Source organism: Streptococcus mitis (genome assembly GCF_047459985.1).
GTDB classification, from domain to species: domain Bacteria; phylum Bacillota; class Bacilli; order Lactobacillales; family Streptococcaceae; genus Streptococcus; species Streptococcus mitis_DZ.
The window spans coordinates 34416-51205 of the sequence record NZ_JASHHD010000006.1; the positions used below are offsets into that span (position 1 = coordinate 34416).

Annotated in this window: 15 protein-coding genes and 1 pseudogene; 1 reads left to right on the forward strand and 15 read right to left on the reverse strand. The window is 42.3% G+C overall.

From position 1 onward, the window contains the following. Positions 1 to 27: 27 nt before the first annotated feature. The 11 genes and pseudogenes from alaS to budA all read right to left on the reverse strand — a co-directional run bounded on the left by alaS (position 28) and on the right by budA (position 12134). The gene (alaS, locus tag QM959_RS05060; RefSeq protein WP_414371834.1) at positions 28 to 2646 is read right to left on the reverse strand and encodes an alanine--tRNA ligase; all 2619 of its coding nucleotides are present in this window, start codon (positions 2644 to 2646) and stop codon (positions 28 to 30) included. Between the two features lie 16 nt (positions 2647 to 2662). Then, positions 2663 to 3148, reverse strand: a complete 486-nt coding sequence (locus QM959_RS05065) for an LURP-one-related/scramblase family protein (RefSeq protein ID WP_414371836.1) — start codon at positions 3146 to 3148, stop codon at positions 2663 to 2665. A 273-nt stretch (positions 3149 to 3421) separates the two neighbouring features. Continuing rightward, on the reverse strand, positions 3422 to 3673 hold the full coding sequence (locus tag QM959_RS05070) for a hypothetical protein (RefSeq protein ID WP_414371838.1): 252 nt from the start codon (positions 3671 to 3673) through the stop codon (positions 3422 to 3424). Positions 3674 to 3839: 166 nt separating this feature from the next. Next, positions 3840 to 5117 (reverse strand): group II intron reverse transcriptase/maturase, encoded by a 1278-nt coding sequence (gene ltrA, locus QM959_RS05075; RefSeq protein WP_414371840.1) that lies wholly within the window; start codon positions 5115 to 5117, stop codon positions 3840 to 3842. 562 nt (positions 5118 to 5679) lie between these two features. Beyond that, positions 5680 to 6750, reverse strand: a complete 1071-nt coding sequence (locus QM959_RS05080) for an ABC transporter substrate-binding protein (RefSeq protein ID WP_414371841.1) — start codon at positions 6748 to 6750, stop codon at positions 5680 to 5682. Then, a complete protein-coding gene (locus QM959_RS05085) occupies positions 6747 to 7520 on the reverse strand; it encodes an ABC transporter permease (protein WP_414371843.1) in 774 nt (257 codons plus the stop codon). The genes QM959_RS05080 and QM959_RS05085 overlap by 4 nt, the downstream gene beginning before the upstream one ends. Beyond that, a complete protein-coding gene (locus tag QM959_RS05090) occupies positions 7517 to 8323 on the reverse strand; it encodes an ABC transporter permease (protein ID WP_216730522.1) in 807 nt (268 codons plus the stop codon). Before QM959_RS05090 ends, QM959_RS05085 begins: the two co-directional genes overlap by 4 nt. A gap of 2 nt (positions 8324 to 8325) precedes the next feature. Next, positions 8326 to 9462 (reverse strand): annotated as a pseudogene (locus QM959_RS05095) (ABC transporter ATP-binding protein); the annotation flags it as partial. A 158-nt stretch (positions 9463 to 9620) separates the two neighbouring features. Beyond that, entirely contained in the window at positions 9621 to 10526 is a 906-nt protein-coding gene (murB, locus tag QM959_RS05100; protein ID WP_414371846.1) for a UDP-N-acetylmuramate dehydrogenase, read from the reverse strand. Between the two features lie 114 nt (positions 10527 to 10640). Then, entirely contained in the window at positions 10641 to 11393 is a 753-nt protein-coding gene (locus QM959_RS05105) for a YhfC family intramembrane metalloprotease (protein WP_414371848.1), read from the reverse strand. A gap of 9 nt (positions 11394 to 11402) precedes the next feature. Beyond that, positions 11403 to 12134 carry an acetolactate decarboxylase gene (budA, locus tag QM959_RS05110; protein WP_247934734.1) on the reverse strand — a complete coding sequence of 244 codons (732 nt, stop codon included), beginning with the start codon at positions 12132 to 12134 and terminating at the stop codon, positions 11403 to 11405. Positions 12135 to 12275: 141 nt separating this feature from the next. On the opposite strand from budA, the gene QM959_RS05115 reads away from it, so the two are divergent. Continuing rightward, complete coding sequence (locus QM959_RS05115) at positions 12276 to 13547, forward strand: PLP-dependent aminotransferase family protein (protein WP_247934733.1); 1272 nt, start codon at positions 12276 to 12278, stop codon at positions 13545 to 13547. Positions 13548 to 13567: 20 nt separating this feature from the next. On the opposite strand, the gene QM959_RS05120 is transcribed toward QM959_RS05115, so the two are convergent. From QM959_RS05120 to pstB (QM959_RS05135), 4 genes are all read right to left on the reverse strand, one after another. Next, positions 13568 to 14383, reverse strand: coding sequence for an ABC transporter substrate-binding protein (locus tag QM959_RS05120; protein ID WP_414371850.1), 816 nt, complete (start codon positions 14381 to 14383; stop codon positions 13568 to 13570). A gap of 157 nt (positions 14384 to 14540) precedes the next feature. After that, on the reverse strand, positions 14541 to 15194 hold the full coding sequence (gene phoU, locus QM959_RS05125) for a phosphate signaling complex protein PhoU (protein WP_000946458.1): 654 nt from the start codon (positions 15192 to 15194) through the stop codon (positions 14541 to 14543). Between the two features lie 11 nt (positions 15195 to 15205). Further along, the gene (gene pstB / locus QM959_RS05130) at positions 15206 to 15964 is read right to left on the reverse strand and encodes a phosphate ABC transporter ATP-binding protein PstB (RefSeq protein WP_000133484.1); all 759 of its coding nucleotides are present in this window, start codon (positions 15962 to 15964) and stop codon (positions 15206 to 15208) included. Between the two features lie 12 nt (positions 15965 to 15976). After that, entirely contained in the window at positions 15977 to 16780 is an 804-nt protein-coding gene (pstB, locus tag QM959_RS05135) for a phosphate ABC transporter ATP-binding protein PstB (RefSeq protein ID WP_020900241.1), read from the reverse strand. Positions 16781 to 16790 lie beyond the last annotated feature (10 nt).

A 16790-nucleotide genomic window follows, 5' to 3' on the forward strand; every position in this document is an offset into this window, starting at 1 on the left:
AAGAGATTTTCGAAGAGTATTACTTGATTACAATTTACCTGCTACTGCATCCAACAATTCTTGAATTTTAGCTTGGTTGCTTCCTCCTGCCATGGCCATGTCTGGTTTTCCACCACCACGTCCATCGACGATTGGTGCCAATTCTTTGACAAGGTTTCCTGCATGAAGGTCTTTTGTCTTGCTTGCTACAAGGACATTGACTTTGTCACCAATAGCAGCAACAAGGACAAGAAGATCAGAGTAGTCTTTTTGTTTCCAGTTATCTGCAAAAGTACGAAGGGCACCAGCATCTGATACAGACACTTGACTAGCAATGTAACGGTGACCGTTGACTTCCTTAACATCCTTGAAGATATCGCCCGCGGCTGCTGCTGCAGCTTTTTCCTTCAATTCTGCATTTTCTTTTTGCAATTGACGGAGTTGTTCTTGAAGTCCTTCAACCTTGTGAGGTACTTCTTTGAGTTGAGGAGCTTTCAAGGTTGCTGCGACGGCTTTCAGTGCATCTTCTTGATCACGATAAGCTTCAAAGGCTTCCTTACCAGTCACTGCCAAGATACGACGAGTCCCTGATCCGATCCCTTCTTCCTTGACAATCTTGAAGAGACCGATTTCAGAAGTGTTACCTACGTGAGTACCACCACAAAGTTCAACTGAGTAGTCACCAATCGTTACAACACGGACTTCCTTACCGTATTTCTCACCAAAGAGGGCCATAGCTCCCATTTCTTTGGCTGTGTTGATGTCTGTCTCAACAGTCTTGACTGCGATGGCTTCCCAGATTTTCTCATTGACTTGTTGCTCAATAACACGCAATTCTTCTGGAGTCACAGCTTGGAAATGGGTGAAGTCAAAGCGGAGGAATTCTACTTCATTAAGTGAACCTGCTTGAGTTGCATGGTGGCCAAGGATATTGTGAAGGGCCGCATGGAGCAAGTGAGTTGCTGTGTGGTTCTTCATGACACGGTGACGACGATTGCTATCGATGGCCAAAGTGTATTCTTGGTTCAAAGCAAGCGGTGCAAGGACTTCAACAGTATGAAGAGCCTGTCCATTTGGTGCTTTTTGAACATCCGTTACAGTCGCTACAAGGTTTCCTGCAGCATCCAAGATTTGACCGTGGTCAGCTACCTGTCCACCCATTTCAGCGTAGAAAGGTGTTTCCGCAAAGATAAGAGAGGCAGTTCCATCTGAAACAGCTGCTACTTCTGCATTGTCAGCCACGATAGCCACTAATTTAGAAGACAATTGAGATGCTTCATAGTTAAAGCGGCTTTCCACTGTGATGTTTTGAAGGGTTTCATTTTGCATCCCCATAGATCCGCCTTTGACAGCAGATGCACGCGCACGCTCTTGTTGTTCCTTCATGGCTACTTCAAAACCTTCACGGTCTACAGTCATACCAGCTTCTTCAGCGATTTCTTCTGTCAACTCTACTGGGAATCCGTATGTATCATAGAGTTTAAAGACATCTTGACCAGCAATGACAGATTGTCCTTTTTCTTTCAAGTCTGCTACGATGCCTTGGGCAAAGTGTTGACCTGAGTGAAGGGTACGAGCAAATGACTCTTCTTCGCTCTTGACAATTTTCTCAATAAAGTCACGTTTTTCAAGTACTTCTGGGTAGTAGCTTTCCATGATTTTTCCAACAGTTGGAACAAGTTTATAAAGGAAAGGCTCATTGATACCCAATTTTTGACCATGCATAGAGGCACGACGAAGGAGACGACGAAGGACATAACCACGACCTTCATTTCCAGGAAGGGCACCATCACCAATCGCAAATGAAAGAGAACGGATGTGGTCAGCGATGACCTTAAAGCTCATGTTGTCGCCATCTTGGTCGTAAACCTTACCAGATAATTTCTCAACTTCACGGATGATTGGCATGAAGAGGTCAGTTTCAAAGTTGGTCTTAGCCCCTTGGATAACCGCCACCAAACGCTCCAAACCAGCGCCCGTATCAATGTTCTTGTGTGGCAATTCCTTGTACTCGCTACGAGGAACCGCAGGGTCCGCGTTAAATTGTGACAAGACAATATTCCAGATTTCGATGTAACGGTCGTTTTCGATATCTTCTGCAAGAAGACGAAGACCGATATTTTCTGGGTCAAAGGCTTCTCCACGGTCGAAGAAAATTTCTGTGTCAGGTCCAGAAGGTCCAGCACCGATTTCCCAGAAATTGTCTTCGATTGGAATCAAGTGGCTTGGATCTACTCCCACTTCAATCCAGCGGTTGTATGAATCCTTGTCATCTGGATAATAAGTCATGTAAAGTTTGTCTTTAGGGAAGTCAAACCACTCAGGACTTGTCAAAAGCTCATATGCCCATGTAATTGCTTCGTCACGGAAGTAATCCCCGATTGAGAAGTTCCCCAACATTTCAAACATAGTATGGTGACGAGCAGTCTTCCCTACGTTTTCAATATCGTTGGTACGGATAGCCTTTTGAGCATTGGTAATACGTGGATTTTCAGGAATGATGGTTCCATCAAAGTATTTTTTAAGAGTGGCAACCCCTGAGTTGATCCACAAAAGTGTTGGGTCATTTACTGGAACCAAACTAACGGATGGTTCTACTGAGTGGCCTTTTGTAGCCCAGAAATCAAGCCACATTTGGCGGACTTGTGCACTAGATAATTGTTTCATATGTATCTCCTTTTTACTAATTTGATTGGCTTTCTAGCATTTCCACATAGTCGATAGCGACACAGAGGGAAATGACTAGGTCTGCATAAGATTCGTCATAGACGGTTACGGTATAGGTAGAGGTTAAATGGAAAAGTTCCTTGGCAATCTCCGCAATTACTTGATCGCGGTCATCTAGCAATTTAAAATTCAAATCCCAGACGTTTCCTTCGATGCGAAGACCAAGATTATCAAATTCATATTTATCCTTCCAGAAAGTCAACTTCTTACGGATATAAAAACTATCTCCGTTACTAAGTTGAATTTCAAAACGTGGTAGGAAAGTTAAGACTTCTTTACGAATCTCACTAACCTGTTCACCAGCAGCATCATAGATGGTAAAGGTTTTAGGAATTTTAAAAAATGAACCTTCAACCTGATAGGCGACATTACCTAACTCATCCTTGATATCAAAGCGTTCACCACCTAGGCGAAATTTCTGTTTGACAAGAAATGTTCTCATAAACACCTCCAAAAATAAAAGACAAATCCATATCACGAAGGGCGAAAAACCGCGGTACCACCTTCATTCAATGAACTTGTCATTCTTGATTCTTATGCAATTGTTACAATCGAGTAGCATGATTTTCTATCTTAGATGGCTCGCAGCACCGCCAATTCTCTGAACTAAGATGGAGAGAAAACCAATTCTCAACTTTCTTATTATATCGTTTTTTTAAGTCTGCGTCAACTGGAAATAATCCTCATTTAAATAACCAACTCCCTAAATCTCTGGTTACTTTTTCAGAATATATTTTTTCTTACTGCCATTTTTCTTTTTATCCCAACTTTTATTCCAAAGTTTTGAATTGTTAAAGATAGCTTCGAAAATATTTACAAATATAAAGAACCCTATCACCAAATATATAGACTCAGTTGTTAGGTATTGTCGATCCAAACCATCCTTTAGAGAGAATAGTATAACAGTTTGCTGAACAGTCAAAAAGGCTGCCCAAAAAAATTTTTTGAAAAAAGTAGATATTTTCATTATTTGTTACCGCTTTCTGTAAGGTTAAACTTAGTATACTACTGGGAAAGAAAATAAGCAACTAGAATAGAAAAAGATATGGCTATAAAAGCTGACTTCTAATCGAGTAGGGGATAATCTCAAGCCCCTCTCACACCACCGTACGTGCCGTTCGGCATACGGCGGTTCAACTAACTTTTAACGCATGTCGTTCAAGGTAATAATCCAAACACGAAACCAGTCCACGTTTTTCAAGGACTGGTTTTGATATAGCACGTTTAAGTACCGACTTCTGAGCTACTAATTGATAATGGTCGCCCCAGCCAGATACTTTATCTGCTATCCATTTCGGAACTCCTAATTTAAGAAGTCCCCAAAGTCGCTTAGATTTCTTCTTCCATTGTTTCCAGATAATAACCCTAACTCGTGTTCTCAATCTTTCATCAATGCTTAACATAGTTGACTTCATATTAGTCAAGGCGAAATAGTTTATCCAGCCTCGGATAAGCCAATTGAGCTTCTCAATACGACTATCCAAGTCAATACTCCACTTTCGGCTAGTCAGTTTCTTGAGTTTTCTCTTGAAATTCTGTACACTGTCTTGGTGCGGGCGACTTTTCCACCCCTCAGCTGACTTCCAGAATCCAAATCCTAGATACTTCAGTTTACTTGGTCTCACAATCTTGGTTTTAGTCATATTGACTTTCAATCCTAGTCGTTTCTCAATAAAACGACTAACAGAATACATCACTCGCTTGGCCGCTGCTTCACTTCCGACTGTGACGACACAATCATCTGCGTAGCGGACGAAGCGAAGCTCTCGATTCTCTAACTCCTTATCCAGTTGATTAAGCATGATATTAGACAAGAGTGGAGACAAATTGCCTCCTTGAGGTGTCCCTACCAAGGTTTTATATCGTTGTCCGTTAATGATAACACCTGAATGGAGATATCTACGAATCAGTGATTCTGTATCACCATCTTGGATGATATTATGAACAAGAGACATTAGTCTATCTTGAGGAACTGTATCGAAGAATTTCTCTAAGTCAATATCCACTATCCACTCATAGCCATCGTTAATATACTCTAGTAGCTTGATGATGGCTTTTTCACATGACCTATTTGGTCTGAATCCATAGCTCGTATCTGAGAAATGGGGCTCACAAATAGGGCTAATGACTTGAACAATGGCCTGTTGAATCATTCTATCCATAACCGTTGGAATTCCTAGTTGACGGATGCCTCCGTTTGGTTTAGGAATCTCAACTCTGAGAACTGGTTGAGGCCTATATTTTCTCTGTTTTATCAGTTCCTTAGTCAGGCGCCAGTTTTGTCTGAGATAGTCATCTATCTCTTCAATAGTAATTCCATCAATCCCAGCGGAGCCCTTATTGGATTTTACTTGATTGTAAGCTTCAAGCATATTTTCGCGTGATAATATCTTATCTAGCAATTTTGACATGTGCGTATTCCTTTCTTGTTTTGGTGCCTGAGGGACATCTTATATTGGTGAACCTTCATCTAGTCAATACGTGACAGAGTCCAGTTCTATCAGACCGTTCGTTTTACAGACACAAGTGAAGTAGGATTACTTCAATAAGTTGTTCACCCCTTCGCTCCACTTCTATTACAGAAGTTTCCTCACTACTATGGCCTCGGCTGACTTCTCATGATTCGTTGTTACTACGCTTTCAGCACTCATGAGACCTCACGGGATAAGTCGTACATCTTTCCTCGTTTACTCTCGTGATTTACGCATATAGGTTACGACTACCTTTTTGGACTTTAGAGTTTTAAGCCTCCTTATCCGCTATATACGCCTTACTATCACGTTCCTGTTCGTAGAGCCACGATTTCGCTATCCCTTCCTCTCCCCGCTACCTCACGATAGTCAGGCTTGGGAATCGCTATTGGGTTCACCGGTAGCGGGTGCCCATGGAGGACTTACACCTCAGATGCACGACATGCCCGTCGTACTTAAAAAACGAACCAGCTTGACTGATTCGTTTTCATCCGTTTAGCTCCTACTTCCGATACATTTTAAATTGTAGGAAGAGGTCACTGTAGATTCCTGTCCATTTATGGTCAAATTTTTCATAAACTTCTAGGTGTTTCATAGTGTCTGCATCTGGATAGAAGGACTTGTCCTCTTTTGTCTCCTCTGGGAGCATTTCCTTAGCAGCATTGTTTGGTGTTGAATAGCCCACATACTCTGCATTCTTAAGAGCATTTTCAGACTTCAACATGAAGTTGATAAAGGCATAAGCTGCATCTTGGTTCTTGACAGTTTTAGGAATAACCATGTTATCAAACCAGAGGTTACTTGCTTCTGTCGGCACGACATATTTGAGGTTAGGATTCTTTTCCAACATCTGGCTAGCTTCCCCTGAGAAGGTCACACCGATAGCAGCATTGTTCTGAATCATGTAACCCTTCATCTCATCCGCCACAATTGCCTTAATATTAGGAGTTAGCTCATACAGTTTATCAACCGTTTGTGACAGTTGCTCTGGATCTTTTGAGTTGAGGCTATAGCCTAGTGAGTTAAGACCTAAACCAAGCACTTCACGCGCCCCATCAAAGAGCATGATCGAATCCTTGTATTCTGGTTTCCAGAGGTCGTCCCAATGTTCAGGCGCTTCTTCCACCATGGTTTCATTGTAGACAATTCCCAAAGTTCCCCAGAAGTATGGGATAGAGTACTGGTTATTTGGATCAAAAGACTGATTGAGAAATTCTGGACCAATATTCTCAATTCCCTCAATTTTACTATAATCCAGTGGAACTAAGAGGTCTTCATCCTTCATTTTGTTAATCATGTACTCACTTGGGATAGCAATATCATAGGTTGTCCCACCCTGCTTGATTTTCGTGTACATGGCTTCGTTAGAGTCAAAGGTTTCGTACTGGACTTGGATTCCTGTTTCTTCTGTAAATTTCTCCAAAAGTTCAGGATCGATATAATCTCCCCAGTTGTAGATAACCAGTTTTTGACTATCACGGCTATTAATCTTGCTATCAAGATGATAGGAAATCCCCCACAAGACAAGGATAATGGCTAAAATTCCTGCTAAAAATGAATAGAGTCGTTTCATGCTTGCTCCTCCTTCTCACGTGAAATGAAGTAATATCCTACAACTAGGATAATACTGAAAAGAAAGACCAAGGCTGAAAGAGCATTGATTTCAAGAGAAATTCCTTTACGAGCCCGAGAGTAAATCTCAACTGACAGGGTTGAAAAACCATTCCCCGTTACAAAGAAGGTCACGGCAAAGTCATCCAATGAATAGGTGAAAGCCATAAAATAGCCTGCAATGATAGACGGCGTTAAGTAAGGAAGCATGATTTCCTTAAACATTTGGAACTGACTAGCCCCAAGGTCATAGGCCGCATGGATCATATCCCCATTCATCTCTTTTAATCGTGGTAAAACCATAAGCACTACGATTGGAATCGAGAAGGCTACGTGACTGGAAAGAACCGTCAGAAATCCAAGTGAAAATTTGAGTTGGGTAAAGAGAATCAAGAAGCTGGCACCAATCATAACGTCTGGTGCAACCATCAAAATATTATTGAGAGATAGGAAGGCTTCTTGGTATTTTTTGCGTGATTGGTAGATGTAGATAGCCCCAAAAGTCCCAATCACCGTCGCTATCAAGGCTGATAGGAAGGCTAGTAAAAAGGTTTGAACCAAGATAAGCATGAGTCGTCCATCACCAAACATAGTCTCAAAGTGAGTCAAGCTAAAACCTGTAAAGCTATTCATATCATCCCCAGCATTGAAGGCATAGCCAATCAAGTAAAAGATTGGCAAATAAAGGACGATAAAGACAAAGGCTAGGTAAAGATTCGATAATTTTTTCATCGTTCTCTCCTTTCCTTGGTCACCCACATGGTGATGAACATGGTCAGGATGAGAATCACACCGATGGTTGAACCCATACCGTAGTTGTCATTGGTCAGGAAGTTCTGCTCAATGGCAGTCCCCAAGGTGATAACGCGGTTCCCACCAATCAAACGGGTCAGCATGAAGAGACTCAAACTTGGGATAAAGACCGACTGAACCCCACTTCGCACGCCGTTCATAGACAGAGGAAAGATGACATGACGGAAGGTCTCCCACTTGGTCGCACCGAGGTCGTAACTGGCATTGATGAGATTGTTGTCCATATCGTCCAAGACATTGAAAATCGGCAAAATCATAAAGGGAAGCTCGATGTAGCTTGCGACAAAGATAAAGGAGAAATCGGTAAAGAGCAACTGTTGTGAACCAATTCCGATGAATTCCAAGAATTGGTTAATAGAGCCATTTTGACCAAAAATCCCGATAAAGGCATAGGCCTTGAGGAGCAAATTGATCCAAGTTGGCAGGATAATCAGCATGAGCCAGAGTTGACGGTGCTTGAGACGGGTCAAAAAGAGGGCTGTTGGATAGCTGATAAGCAAGGTCACAAAGGTCACAATTCCTGCATAGAGTACAGAGTTGAAACTCATTTTTAGGTAGGTCAAGTTTTGTGACGCAAAGTAAGATTTATAATTTTCTAAACTAAACTGGCCTTCGATATTGAAAAAGGATTGACCGAAGATCAAGACCAGAGGTGCCAATACAAAGAGCGCAATCCAAAGCATGTAGGGCACTACAAAGAGTTTAGAGGTTGTTTTCTTCATTCTCTTTCCTCCTCAATAGCGTTAATCAAACCTGCTTCTTGCTCTTCGATTTCTACGTATTCTTCGATACGAGCATCGAACTCTTCTTCTGTTTCATTGAGACGCATGATGTGAATATCTTCTGGTTCAAAATCCAGACCGATTTCCTCACCAACGATGGCCTTACGAGTCGAGTGAATCATCCATTCGTTACCAAGTTCATCATAGGCGATAATCTCATAGTGAACCCCACGGAAGAGCTGCGTATCAACTTTTACTTGGAGCTTGCCTTCTTCTGGAAGGGTAATGCGCAAGTCCTCTGGGCGAATCACCACTTCAACAGGTTCATTTGGCTTCATACCACCGTCGACCGCTTCAAAGCGTTTGCCGTTAAACTCGACCAAGTAGTCCTCAATCATGGTACCTGGCAGGATATTTGATTCACCGATAAAGGTTGCAACAAAGTGGTTGATTGGCTCGTCGTAGATGTCAACTGGTGTTCCTGACTGAACAATTTCACCGTCATTCATAACGAAAATCCAGTCACTCATAGCCAGGGCTTCTTCCTGATCGTGGGTAACAAAGACAAAGGTAATACCCAATCGTTGTTGCAATTCACGCAATTCGTACTGCATATCTGTTCGCAACTTCAAGTCTAAGGCTGACAAAGGCTCATCCAAGAGTACCACACGGGGTTGGTTGATAATCGCACGGGCAATAGCTACACGCTGACGTTGTCCTCCAGATAGTTTACGGATGGAACGTTTTTCGAAACCTTCCAACTGAACCATCTTGAGAACTTCCACCACGCGTTTCTCGATTTCTTTCTTGTCAATCTTACGCAAGCGGAGTGGAAAGGCAACATTTTCAAACACATTCATATGTGGAAACAAGGCATAGGATTGGAAGACCGTATGGACATCTCGCTTGTTGGTTGGGATGTCATTGATGCGGACACCGTCCAGCAAAATATCTCCTGTCGTCGCATCCAGTAAACCTGCAATGATGTTAAGGATCGTTGATTTTCCTGAACCAGATGCGCCTAGAAGAGTATAAAATTTCCCCTCTTCCAACTCAAAGTTGATGTCTTTGAGAACCTTGGTGTTGCTGTCTTCAAAAACTTTAGAGACGTTTTTGAATTCAATAATTGGTTTTTTCAATTGTCATTTATTCCTTCTTTTTCATAGATTAACAGATCAGGGCTCTGTCAGGCCGCCACTACCTCGTGTAGGAGATTAAACTGCCTACATTCTTCTGCGCTAACGATAGGCTTTCACCCCCTTCCATGACATAGCAGCAGCTTTTCAAATACAGCTTCCTACTTGCTTTCACCCAAGATACGGACTTCTCTCTCAAGAGTGACGCCTGAGTGTTCCTTGACTTTTTCAATCACAGACTCAATCAAGTCCTCGTAATCTTTAGCCGTTCCGTCAGCAACATTGATCATGAAACCAGCGTGCTTTTCAGATACTTCAACACCACCGATACGATAGCCTTTCAAGCCAGCTTCTGAAATTAATTGACCTGCAAAATGGCCCACTGGACGCTTAAAGACCGAACCACAAGACGGGTATTCTAAAGGTTGCTTGAGTTCACGTAGGTGCGTCAAACGGTCCATTTCTTGCTTGATAACCTGATGATTTCCTGGAGCAAGGGCGAATTTAGCTGATAAGACAACTGAACCAGACTCCTGAATGGCTGAATGACGGTAACCAAAAGCCAAATCTTTGGCAGACAAGGTCTCGATTTCTCCATCCTTAGTCAAAATCTTACAAGACTGCAAGATATGGGCAATCTCGCCACCATAGGCACCCGCATTCATAAAGACAGCACCGCCGATGCTCCCCGGAATGCCACAAGCAAACTCAAAACCAGTCAAACTATGACGAAGGGCAATGCGAGTTGTTTCAATCAAGTTGGCCCCTGCTTCAGCTTCAATGGTATAGCCATCAACCGAAACATTATTGAGCTTGTCACACAAGATGACAAATCCACGAATTCCACCATCACGAACGATGATGTTGCTGGCATTTCCAAGAACCATCCAAGGGATATTTTCTTGATTGGCAAATTTAACAACGCGAGCCAACTCAAAACGATTTCGTGGAAAGACCAGATAATCAGCCTCTCCACCTACTTTTGTATAACTATAAGTATGCAAGGGTTCCTTAAAACGGATATCAATCCCTTCTAAGATTTCAAGCATTTTTTCTTTTACTGACATGTTACGATTCCTTTTTAAAAATTCATTCCATTATACCATTTTTAGAGACATTTGACGACCATAAAAAAATCTTGTTTGGATTTTTGCATAAAAAAAGAGGTTACCCTCTTTTTCTTATGATTTTTTGCAAAAGATAGCCTTGGTTCCATAGGCAACTAGAACAAGTTCAAGTGCTAGGACAACTTCCACCAAGACTGGACTTGTCAGCCAGCCAACTTGAGCTAGAGATGGAGCTAGGTCAAAGAAGGCATGTAGGCCATAGGCTGCTAGGAGATAAATCCATTTCTTCTGGCGAACAGCTTGGTAAACCCAAACAGTCAAGAGTAATTGGAAGCCTAGGGCCAAAATCCGTTCAAAACCAAGCAAATAAATCTGCCAGACAGACAGTGACTGGATAGTTTTCAACATATTTTCAGACAGCAATTGCATGACCTGTGGATTCTGAGTTTGAACTGCTGAGAGAACGATGTAGAGATTCAGCAAACTAGTAAGGCCAAGGAAAATCAATTCCAAGCCACCATGCCCTAGTCCATAGGCCAAAGCGTCTGCCTTTTCCAAACTTCTCTTTTTCTCCAACCATTTGAAGAAAATAAGACGAGCAGTTTCCTCAAAAAGGGCTGCCATGGCTAAGCCATAGAGGATATAGAGAAGTGGATGATCCTGCAAGAGGGCAATACTACCGTCTTTTTGAGGATGCAAAACCAAGATATGCACCAGTTTTTCCAAAATCTGTGAAGAGACAAAGAAGGCTACAGCCCCCAAGCCCAAGACAGCTAGATTAATCTGGTATCTCTTTTTGGCATACCAAATGCTCCCTATCAAGAGAGCCAGCAACAGCACCATGGTAATGATAATATGAATGGTCATCTTCTTCTCCTATTCTGCCTTTTCAATATCTTTTTTCATCTCGTCAACATTGAACTTAGCAAACAAGTATTGACGATCTTGGACTGGGAAACGTTGGTCCAATTGGTCAACAGCTCCCACCTCGATAATTCCTTCCTTGATGACAAAGTCCATGACATGTCCACCGAAGGTCAAATCATCTGATATGAAGTGCAGATGATAGCCTGCCACACTAACCCCATGGAAAATCTCTGGCGTCCAGAAACCGACAATGGTCCCCGCCACATTGTCACGACTATATTCCGGTTGATGGGTTGCAACCTCAGCAAACTTGGTATCTGGTGTCGACTTGGGAATCATGCGCACATGCATATGTGAAAATTCCCCACGAATCTTGATAGAGCGGAAAAGATTTTCCCCATCATAATAAGACTCGATTCGCTCTTCCAATTCCTTGTCTGTCATCTCAAAGCGCTGTCGGAAAATAACCTCTGCCTGATGCGGTACTACTGCTGCATAAGGAATAAGGGCATCTGGTGATACTTCCACAATTTCTGGCTGGTCTCCTGACCCTTTGGCCTGATAAGCCTTGCCATCTAAAACAATCAATTCCCCATCAATGGAATCCAAGGTTCCTAAACCAAGGTCACCATGCTCTAGCAATTCTCCTACTGTCATGGAACCACCATAAAGGCCGGCCATCAAGGCTCCAAGGGTATTGTATTGAAATAATTTCACTGGTTCCTGCACGTTCTTATCCATTCACTTTCTTGTCTGTTATTCTATAAATGTTACTCCTAAGTATACCACATTTGCCCCTAGATGTGAACGAGAGAAACACTCTAGACATTGCCAAGAAGAAAAAAAAAGGGTACAATGTAACAAAATCAAGGGAGGTCTGGAATGAAGAAACAAAGCAAGTACCAAGAGGTCATATCTTTTCTGAAAAATGGCATCGAGTCTGGACACTTTCCTACGGGAAGTCGCCTGCCTTCTATCCGTCAACTGAGCCTGGACTTTCACTGTAGCAAGGACACCATTCAACGAGCCCTGCTGGAATTACGGCACGAACAATACCTCTATGCCAAGCCCCAGAGTGGCTATTATGTTCTAGAACAAGGACAACACCAGGACCTAGAAATCGAAGTCACTGACGAACATGCCAGCGCCTATGACGATTTTCGACTCTGTGTCAATGAAACCTTGATTGGCCGGGAAAACTACCTCTTCAACTACTATGACAACCAAGAAGGATTAGAAGACCTAAGACAGTCCATTCACCATCTCCTCTTTGACCAAGCCCTCTACTGCAAGGCTGACCAGCTGGTATTGACTTCTGGAACCCAACAAGCCTTGTTTATCCTTTCTCAAATATCCTTTCCAAGCCAAGCAAAGGAAATCTTGGTGGAACAGCCGACCTACCATCGGATGAATCGTCTCTTGATTGCTCAGGGATTGGACCATCAAACGATTGAACGAGGCATTGATGGGATTGACTTGGAGGAACTGGAAGACCATTTCAAGACAGGAAAAATCAAGTTTTTCTACACTATTCCTCGCTTCCACTATCCTCTGGGGCATTCCTATTCAGAACAGGACAAACGGACTATTCTTGATTTAGCTACCAAGTATGGTGTCTATATCGTAGAGGACGACTATCTAGGGGATTTAGACTCCAAGAAAGGCCAGACCTTCCACTATCTGGATACAGAGGAGCGCGTCATTTATATCAAGTCCTTCTCAACCAGCCTCTTTCCAGCCCTGCGGATAACTGCACTCATTCTTCCAAATGCTATCAAGGAAGCCTTTGTGGCCTACAAAAATATCCTAGACTACGACAGTAACCTCATCATGCAAAAGGCCCTGTCACTCTATATTGACAGTCAATTGTTTGAGAAAAATCGTTTGGCTCGCTTGTCCAATCAGGAAGCTTACCAAAAACAACTCGAGGAAAGACTAGCTAACACTCCTTGTCCCCTTCCTCACTTTCCCCTACACGATGGTTTATTGCTCGATCTGAGACAATATCCTAAAATCGCCAGTCTCAAACACAGCCAACTGGGCTTAGACTTCTTTGAAGAGGCTTACTTGGATGCCTGTCCTTATCAATTTGCCAAGGTTTCCTTAGACAATCTGGAAAATGTTTTAAACTATTTAAAAGCAGAATTGGATTGACCTCCAACTCTGCTTTTTTCTTATTGTTCAACTTCTGTTAGGCTTGCTGCTTTTTCAAGATATTTTTGGTAGGTGCCGTCATCCTTAAGTTTTTGGATGACCTTGTCCACCACTTCTTTCAAATCAGCACTATTTTTTCTAAGGGCAACTGCATTAGCTTCGCCGTCTTTCATCTTCAAGCTGACAGTTGCGACAGCTAGGTCGGCATTTTTAGCAGCATAGCTAAGCGCAACAGGTTCATCCATATGAACAGCATCTACTTTTCCAGCCTGCAATTCATTGACTGCTTCACCCATATTTGTTAAGGATGTCAATTGAGCTTTTGGCAATTGTTCCTTGACCATTGATTCTGGAACAGTCCCTTTTTGGGCTGCAATATTAGCACTTTCAAGGCTTGTTAAATCCTTGTATTTTTCTACATCAGCCTTACGAACTAAGAAACTAATCTTGTTTTCATAGTAAGGGATTGAAAAATCAAAGACTTCTTTTCTCTCGTCAGTAGCGCTAATTCCCGCAACTGCTAGGTCAGCCTTACCAGTTTGAAGACTGGTCAAGACATTATCAAAACTCATGCTTGAGATTTCCAACTTAACCCCAAGTTCATCCGCAATCGCTTGGGCCATATCAATATCCGCACCGACTACCTGGTTTTTTCCGTCAACCAATGCTTGGAATTCAAAGGGTGCATAGTCAGGACTGGTCGCTACAACTAATTTCCCCTTTTGCTTAATGGCCTCAAGAGCTGACTGAGAACCATTAGAACCTGACTGACAAGCAACTAAGAAGAAACTTGCAAGAAAACTACATAAAACAAATATCCATTTTTTCGACTTCATAAATAAACAACCTCTCTGTTAATTTTGTATAATTATAACGCTATCCAAGACACTTGTCAAGCGTTTATTGAATTTTTATCTCAAAAATATTTTTTTCATTCAAGAAAAGGAGCCATCAGTTGATTTCAAGCTCCTTTTTATACAAAATTATCCTATTTTATAGTTCGACAATCTTACCTGTTTCAAAGTAAACAACCCATTCACAGATATTTTTGGCATAATCTCCAATGCGTTCCAAGAAGGCAATTACTTGGAAGTAATCACGTCCTGTAACGATGGCATCTGGATTTTTCTTGATTTCTTCTGTAGCCAAGTCACGAATGCTATCAAAGTAATGGTTGATTTTTTCGTCCATGGCTGCTACTTCATAGGCCTGGTCTACTGAACCATTCAGATAAAGTTCAAGGGCTGCTTCGACGAAGTTTTTGACATCGCGACCCATTCTCTTGATTTCTTCTTCAACAGCTGGGATACGTTGCTCTCCCTTCATACGAATGGCTGCTTTTGCAATGGAAACAGCATGGTCACCCATACGCTCCAAGTCAGATACGGCTTTTAAAACTGTTAAAACTGTACGCAAGTCTTGAGAAACGGGTTGTTGAAGGGCAATCATTTCAAATGATTTTTTCTCCAATTTCACTTCGTATTCGTTTACTTCTGCATCGTCTTCGATGACTTCTTTAGCCAAATCACGGTCATGCGTAACAAAGGCACGTACCGTACGATTGATTTGGGATAGCACTTCTTGTCCCATAGCATAGAACTGGTTGTGCAATTTCTCTAAATCTTCCTCAAATTGAGAACGTAACATCTTTTATCTCCTTATCCAAATTTTCCTGAAATATAATCTTCTGTTTCCTTGTGTTGTGGGTTGAGGAACATCTTCTTGGTATCATTAAACTCGATTAAATCTCCATCTAGGAAAAATCCTGTCTTGTCAGAGATGCGAGAAGCTTGTTGCATGGAACGCGTAACCAAGAGCATGGTGTATTTATCTTTTAAGCCATACAAGGTTTCCTCAATCTTACCAGCAGAGATAGGGTCCAAGGCTGAAGTTGGTTCATCCAAGAGGATGATTTTAGGACTGGTTGCCAAGACACGGGCAACACAGACACGTTGCTGTTGTCCACCTGAAAGCCCGATAGCTGAATCATGCAGGCGGTCCTTAACCTCATCCCAAATGGAAGCTCGTTGCAAGGCTTTTTCTACTGCTTCATCCAGAACCTGCTTGTCCTTAACTCCATTGATACGAAGCCCGTAAACAACATTTTCATAGATAGACATAGGGAAGGGATTTGGTTGTTGGAAAACCATACCGATTTCCTTGCGCAATTCAACTGTATCTGTACGTGGACTGTAAATGTTGTGGCCGTTGTAAACCACCGAACCAGTTGTAGTCACCTCTGGATTGAGATCCCCCATGCGGTTGATAGCCTTGAGAAGGGTTGACTTCCCTGACCCAGATGGACCGATCAAAGCTGTAATTTCCTTGGGTTGGAAAGATAGGGAAACACTATTCAAGGCCTTCTTTTGATTGTAGTAAACGGACAGGTCTGACACCTGTAAAATCGCTTCTGTCATACTGTTTCCTTTCTATCCAAAGTGTCCTGTTACGTAGTCATTGGTTGACTGTAATTTTGCATTTTGGAAAATATTAGAGGTCTTATCGTACTCGATCAAGTCACCCAAGTAGAAAAATCCTGTGTAATCACTAGCACGCGCAGCCTGCTGCATACTGTGGGTCACGATGATGATGGTAAAGTCCTTTTTCAATTCCAACATGGTTTCTTCCAGCTGGGCTGTCGCAATCGGATCCAAGGCTGACGCAGGCTCATCCATCAAAAGAATATCTGGTTTAACAGAGATAGCACGAGCGATACAGAGACGCTGCTGCTGACCTCCTGATAGGGTCAAGGCTGACTTGTGCAAATCGTCTTTGACTTGGTCCCAAAGGGCCGCCTGACGAAGAGAGGTTTCCACAATTTCATCCAAGACTTGCTTGTCCTTAACCCCTGCACGTTCATGGGCAAAAGTGATATTGCGGTAGATAGACTTGGCAAAGGGATTTGGGCGTTGGAAAACCATTCCGATGTGCTTACGCATCTCATAGACATTGATTTCTGGACGGTTGACGTCAATCCCTTGATAAAGAATTTGACCTGTTACCTTGGCAATATCAATGGTATCATTCATACGGTTGAGACTGCGGAGGTAGGTTGACTTCCCTGAACCAGAAGGGCCAATTAAGGCTGTAATTTTATTTTTTTCAAATTGCATATCGATGCCCTTGATGGATTCTTTTTTACCGTAGTAAACATGTAAATCCTTAGTAGAGAGGGCCACTTTCTCTTCAGGAAAGGTGATGATATGCTTTTCATCCCAATTATATTTTGACATGGCTTCTCCT

Bases quoted from the DNA above. Each gene is read 5' to 3' on its own strand.
- alaS (WP_414371834.1), bottom strand. From the start codon at position 2,646: ATGAAACAATTATCTAGTGCACAAGTCCGCCAAATGTGGCTTGATTTC.
- QM959_RS05065 (WP_414371836.1), bottom strand. From the start codon at position 3,148: ATGAGAACATTTCTTGTCAAACAGAAATTTCGCCTAGGTGGTGAACGC.
- QM959_RS05070 (WP_414371838.1), bottom strand. From the start codon at position 3,673: ATGAAAATATCTACTTTTTTCAAAAAATTTTTTTGGGCAGCCTTTTTG.
- ltrA (WP_414371840.1), bottom strand. From the start codon at position 5,117: ATGTCAAAATTGCTAGATAAGATATTATCACGCGAAAATATGCTTGAA.
- QM959_RS05080 (WP_414371841.1), bottom strand. From the start codon at position 6,750: ATGAAACGACTCTATTCATTTTTAGCAGGAATTTTAGCCATTATCCTT.
- QM959_RS05085 (WP_414371843.1), bottom strand. From the start codon at position 7,520: ATGAAAAAATTATCGAATCTTTACCTAGCCTTTGTCTTTATCGTCCTT.
- QM959_RS05090 (WP_216730522.1), bottom strand. From the start codon at position 8,323: ATGAAGAAAACAACCTCTAAACTCTTTGTAGTGCCCTACATGCTTTGG.
- murB (WP_414371846.1), bottom strand. From the start codon at position 10,526: ATGTCAGTAAAAGAAAAAATGCTTGAAATCTTAGAAGGGATTGATATC.
- QM959_RS05105 (WP_414371848.1), bottom strand. From the start codon at position 11,393: ATGACCATTCATATTATCATTACCATGGTGCTGTTGCTGGCTCTCTTG.
- budA (WP_247934734.1), bottom strand. From the start codon at position 12,134: ATGGATAAGAACGTGCAGGAACCAGTGAAATTATTTCAATACAATACC.
- QM959_RS05115 (WP_247934733.1), top strand. From the start codon at position 12,276: ATGAAGAAACAAAGCAAGTACCAAGAGGTCATATCTTTTCTGAAAAAT.
- QM959_RS05120 (WP_414371850.1), bottom strand. From the start codon at position 14,383: ATGAAGTCGAAAAAATGGATATTTGTTTTATGTAGTTTTCTTGCAAGT.
- phoU (WP_000946458.1), bottom strand. From the start codon at position 15,194: ATGTTACGTTCTCAATTTGAGGAAGATTTAGAGAAATTGCACAACCAG.
- pstB (WP_000133484.1), bottom strand. From the start codon at position 15,964: ATGACAGAAGCGATTTTACAGGTGTCAGACCTGTCCGTTTACTACAAT.
- pstB (WP_020900241.1), bottom strand. From the start codon at position 16,780: ATGTCAAAATATAATTGGGATGAAAAGCATATCATCACCTTTCCTGAA.